Source organism: Acinetobacter sp. UBA2063 (genome assembly GCF_002333245.1).
Taxonomy (GTDB): domain Bacteria; phylum Pseudomonadota; class Gammaproteobacteria; order Pseudomonadales; family Moraxellaceae; genus Acinetobacter; species Acinetobacter parvus.
In genome coordinates this window covers 1-4,371 of the sequence record NZ_DDAH01000251.1, presented here as the reverse complement: position 1 = coordinate 4,371, position 4,371 = coordinate 1, and the positions used below count along the sequence as shown (strand labels likewise).

At 37.5% G+C, this 4,371-nt stretch carries 7 protein-coding genes, 1 pseudogene and 1 CRISPR repeat array; of the genes and pseudogenes, 5 read left to right on the top strand and 3 right to left on the bottom strand.

From position 1 onward, the window contains the following. Window positions 1-36 precede the first annotated feature (36 nt). Together B4H32_RS11935 and csx16 are read left to right on the top strand one after the other, a co-directional pair. A complete protein-coding gene (locus B4H32_RS11935) occupies window positions 37-339 on the top strand; it encodes a Card1-like endonuclease domain-containing protein (RefSeq protein WP_004755717.1) in 303 nt (100 codons plus the stop codon). Window positions 340-400: 61 nt separating this feature from the next. Beyond that, window positions 401-703, top strand: coding sequence for a CRISPR-associated protein Csx16 (gene csx16 / locus B4H32_RS11930; protein ID WP_004681129.1), 303 nt, complete (start codon window positions 401-403; stop codon window positions 701-703). Window positions 704-899: 196 nt separating this feature from the next. Then, window positions 900-1,356: a CRISPR direct-repeat array (repeat unit 37 nt; unit sequence GTCTGAACAGACTTCCCTGCTGATAAGGGATTAAGAC). Window positions 1,357-1,545: 189 nt separating this feature from the next. Here the strand turns inward: csx16 and B4H32_RS11925 are convergent. The 3 genes from B4H32_RS11925 to B4H32_RS11915 are packed head-to-tail and all read right to left on the bottom strand — an operon-like array spanning window position 1,546 to window position 2,608. Then, a complete protein-coding gene (locus B4H32_RS11925; RefSeq protein ID WP_004678285.1) occupies window positions 1,546-1,869 on the bottom strand; it encodes a type II toxin-antitoxin system HicB family antitoxin in 324 nt (107 codons plus the stop codon). 8 nt (window positions 1,870-1,877) lie between these two features. Continuing rightward, window positions 1,878-2,123, bottom strand: coding sequence for a hypothetical protein (locus tag B4H32_RS11920; protein WP_004678286.1), 246 nt, complete (start codon window positions 2,121-2,123; stop codon window positions 1,878-1,880). A 53-nt stretch (window positions 2,124-2,176) separates the two neighbouring features. After that, complete coding sequence (locus tag B4H32_RS11915) at window positions 2,177-2,608, bottom strand: Arc family DNA-binding protein (RefSeq protein WP_004678288.1); 432 nt, start codon at window positions 2,606-2,608, stop codon at window positions 2,177-2,179. A 636-nt stretch (window positions 2,609-3,244) separates the two neighbouring features. Here B4H32_RS11915 and B4H32_RS11910 point away from each other — a divergent pair. The 3 genes and pseudogenes from B4H32_RS11910 to B4H32_RS11900 form a co-directional block, all read left to right on the top strand. Then, window positions 3,245-3,538, top strand: a complete 294-nt coding sequence (locus tag B4H32_RS11910) for a hypothetical protein (RefSeq protein WP_004681132.1) — start codon at window positions 3,245-3,247, stop codon at window positions 3,536-3,538. Between the two features lie 112 nt (window positions 3,539-3,650). Further along, window positions 3,651-4,148, top strand: coding sequence for a hypothetical protein (locus B4H32_RS11905; RefSeq protein ID WP_004681133.1), 498 nt, complete (start codon window positions 3,651-3,653; stop codon window positions 4,146-4,148). A 16-nt stretch (window positions 4,149-4,164) separates the two neighbouring features. Then, window positions 4,165-4,371, top strand: a pseudogene (locus B4H32_RS11900) (hypothetical protein); the annotation flags it as partial.

The window sequence follows — 4,371 nt, the reverse complement described above, 5'->3', positions numbered from 1 at the left end:
AATAATAGTGCGTAAGTCCTAGATACTCCAAATGAAATGGATGTCATGTTTATTCATCATGCTCATTTATATTGTATAGAATGTAAAACAGCAAAAACGATGGCACATGAACAAGCTAAAGATGTTTTGTATAAATTATCTTCTTTGCAAGATTTTGGTGGAATCAACCAAAAACAAGCAGTTGTTTCGCTATATAGTTTGAAAGATTACAACTTAACTCGTGCCAATAATTCTGAAATTCGCATATTCCAAGAACGTGATTTACTCAATTTAAGTCAGCTTATTTCAGAATGGCTACAGCCTAAATCGATAAATATCAGTCAAGGTATAAGCTTATAGATCATACATTTGTAGTTGATCTATGGCATGCTTTTACATATTGAATGATGTGGAAAATAAGATGACCGTTTATTTTATTACTCGCCATAAAGGTGCATTAGAATGGGCTAAAGAGGAGCATGTACATTACGATGTGCATGTTACCCATTTAGCAAATTTTGATGAACTGCGTGCTGAAGATACGGTAATCGGGACTTTACCTATTCATTTGGTTGCAGACTTGCATGTGCGAGGTATTCGTTATGTTCATTTATCCATGCATGTGCCTGCACATTTCAGAGGTTTAGAATTAAGCGCACAACAGTTACGCGATTGTCGTATCCGATTGGAGGAATTTTATGTTGTACGCCCTAACCCAGTTTGATCAGCACGCCCATGTATGGGACTACAATTCATGTATTGACATAGTATTCGCACAAAAATTATCACAACATATTGTTTTTTATATTTATAAGAAAAATTGTGAAACATTTTGTCATACAGCAACTTTACTGATACATACTTTGAAATATTTAGCCTCTATAAGTCTTTGCTTTACAAAAGAAAAAAAAGAGGGTAGAGTCTGAACAGACTTCCCTGCTGATAAGGGATTAAGACTCTTCCCATTGTTCGGTATATACAACACCTGCGTCTGAACAGACTTCCCTGCTGATAAGGGATTAAGACACATTAAGCTCAACAGCGATAGCACGTACATCGTCTGAACAGACTTCCCTGCTGATAAGGGATTAAGACGTTGAACCTGCATCTTAGCAGTATCTTCCCATGCGTCTGAACAGACTTCCCTGCTGATAAGGGATTAAGACTGACCTGAAGCATATTGATGCGTAGGGATAAATGTCTGAACAGACTTCCCTGCTGATAAGGGATTAAGACATATAATCACCTGTTAACTTCCATACGTCTACAGTCTGAACAGACTTCCCTGCTGATAAGGGATTAAGACCCCACTCAGGGCGATAGCTCAATGCTTTCTTTACGTCTGAACAGACTTCCCTGCTGATAAGGGATGAACGAGGAACAGCAAAGCACTGCTTTGCCCGAGTGCAAGACGAAAGCTTTGCTTGAGTTAGACGTGAACCCTCGATAGTATCTATTGCAAAATACTGGATAAAACGACCACCTATTCCTGTTCGTAACATACCAGTCATTCCTATTTCTTGAACCACTTGGATATGAGACAAAATCTCATATCCTTTTAACTGGTTACATAGCTAATTTTGCGGATACTAAACGATTCATACTTACACCACGTTCTGCTGCTTCTAATGCTAGTTTTTGATGAACCATTGATGGAACACGTACAGCAAAACGACCACTATATTTCTTCTCTGAAAGTGGCACTGGTACTTTTTCATTATTACTGATCATATCGGCTACAACCTCAGCAACAACATTAACAATACCTGAAAATGCTTTAGATTGATCTGCATCAAGCCAAGATAATGATGGAAATTCAGCACATTGTCCAACGTATTCATTATCTTCTGCTGACCACATAACACGGTAAGTATATTGCTTACTATCCATTTTCCACCTCACAATACGTTAAGTTTATCGAGTGCAGCCAAAACTTGCTTCACTTGGTATGGTTTAGCTTTCCCACCATCATCTTGAAGGTTTATACGAGGATCGCCTTGCCACGGTGTTTTAAATACGGTGTGACTACCACCTGTTTGTCTTGGCTCACCAAAATACTGTTTGCAAACCTTGATTAAATCCACAAAACGAATATTTTTTGGATTATTCCGCATTTGCTCTATGAGTTGATCAATATTAGCCATTAATATGCTCAATAATTCCAATCTCTAAATAGTATCAATAATGGTACTATTATTCAAGTGCTGATTTCACCATCACCATGTACAAGCCAAGACGGATTAACCTTTAGATACTCTGCTATTTCTCGAAGTTGATGGAAAGATGGTTCATGTTTACCTTGTATCCAATCTAATACAGGTTCAGCAGTTTCATATCCTAGTTGTTCAGCAATGTGTGTATATTTAATTTCTTTTACCTGTAATGAATTAAACAACTCTATTGCTTTAGTTAAGCGATTTGATAGTTCTTTCTTGCGATCAATAAGTTGATATTGGTTCAATACACTATTATTGTCTAATTTTTTAAAGTTAAAGCTATTTTCTAATCGTGCCACAATTTCAGCATTCATAGATCGTTTCAAGCCTTGAGCTTCATTTTCAATTTTTAACTTTAATGTTGTTGGTAATCTAAGTTTAAATTGTGCATCTACTGTTTGTGGTTTATTCATTTTCGGCTCATTACGAAAGGAACGACTGGTACGTTACGAACAAGAATGGGTGGTATGTTTATGCAGGAATATGCAATCTATTTTAGATACTTCCCTGTAGATAAGGGATTAAGACCATTGAAAACAGTATAGTAGTCACGAATCCAATGTCTGAACAGACTTCCCTGTAGATAAGGGATGAACGAGGATCAGCAAAGCACTGCTTTCCCCGAGTGCAAGACGAAAGCTTCGATTGAGTTAGACGTGAACCCTCGATAGTATCTGTTTTTGGATACTTCCCTGTAGATAAGGGAGGAACGAGGAACAGCAAAGCACTGCTTTGCCCGAGTGCAAGACGAAAGCTTTGCTTGAGTTAGACGTGAACCCTCGATAGTATCTGTTTTGGATACTTCCCTGTAGATAAGGGATTCAGCCCCAGGTTGAAACTTAATACGAGATCAAAGGGGGGCAATTTTACTTCGCCATTTGTAAGGTAAAAGGGGTCAGTTTTAGAATGCCGTTGACAACTTCCCTAAATAAGCAATTTTAAAAGCCATCAAGACACCATCTTGATGGCTTTTTATAAGCTTACGTTTAAAAAATAAATCAAAAATATCTCTTATTCTCTATACACCAAGCGAACTAGAGGGTAAGAAAATGACGTGTTATTTGAATTTCGAAGATATTGCATTAGGCTTAAGCGTACATGCCTATAAACGACGTACACAACGCGGTATACAGCAACAGCATATTGCACACTTATTACGTTTTGGTCGTAAACAATTTCACCGCCATGCGATTTACTACAGCATTGGTCATAAAGAAATAAATAAGTATGCCGATATTTGCCCGATGCTTAAAAATATGAATGGCATGCATTTGGTCACAGCCACCAATGGCAAAGTCCTGACCATGTTCCGCAACCGGGACTTCAGCCTGCTCAAAAAATAAAAACAGGAAAAAAACCATGGATTTTGTATTGTATCCATTGATTATTTACATCCTTTTCAGTTGCTAAATCGCACCATTCATTTGACGTTTAAAAGCGTATGGAGAAATATTAATGAATCCTTTAGTTCCACAAACTGCGGGCTTAATGGCAGTACAAGAAGGCATTAAAGCCGTTAGTAATATGGTGAGTGAAATTGCACACTATAAACGTGCTGTTGCTGAATTAGAATTTCAACGCAAACAAATGCATGAGCAGTCAAAGATCATACGTGCAGAAATTGAGCTCAATCATAAGAAAGAAATCAAACGTATTGATGCATTATCTAGCGCATTCAAAACTTGCTTAAAACACAATAAGCAATTTATTGCCTTGCAAAAACAACAGCAAGATCATGCCCAAGAGCAATGCATAATGATCTTAAATTTGATTGCACAAGAACAAGATCCAACGAACAAAACGACATTGATGTCAGTGTGGCAACAGATGCTTAAACAAATTGAGTTAAACCGTGAAGAAACCTCACGTTTAAATCAAACACTCATGGATGCGTATCATCAATTTGGTATTGATCTATCTCGTCCACAATTAGATCTAAAAGATGTTGGTTGAACAAAGGGGAAATGAAATGCTACCAATACTCGCAGGTGTTGCTATCGGAGCAGCCGTTCTTTATTTACTTGATGCCGAAACCCAATCACAGCATGATCGTTGGCAACGTAAACGTAGCCAAGTACGTCGTGAAACTGCACAACAACGTGAAAAAATTCAAGCTGCGATAAAAAGTACAGCACAATATCAGGAATATAAAAAATATCTCTGTACACGACAAAAA

Coding starts and splice junctions, on each gene's coding strand:
- B4H32_RS11935 (WP_004755717.1), top strand. CDS start 37: ATGGATGTCATGTTTATTCATCATGCTCATTTATATTGTATAGAATGT.
- csx16 (WP_004681129.1), top strand. CDS start 401: ATGACCGTTTATTTTATTACTCGCCATAAAGGTGCATTAGAATGGGCT.
- B4H32_RS11925 (WP_004678285.1), bottom strand. CDS start 1,869: ATGGATAGTAAGCAATATACTTACCGTGTTATGTGGTCAGCAGAAGAT.
- B4H32_RS11920 (WP_004678286.1), bottom strand. CDS start 2,123: ATGGCTAATATTGATCAACTCATAGAGCAAATGCGGAATAATCCAAAA.
- B4H32_RS11915 (WP_004678288.1), bottom strand. CDS start 2,608: ATGAATAAACCACAAACAGTAGATGCACAATTTAAACTTAGATTACCA.
- B4H32_RS11910 (WP_004681132.1), top strand. CDS start 3,245: ATGACGTGTTATTTGAATTTCGAAGATATTGCATTAGGCTTAAGCGTA.
- B4H32_RS11905 (WP_004681133.1), top strand. CDS start 3,651: ATGAATCCTTTAGTTCCACAAACTGCGGGCTTAATGGCAGTACAAGAA.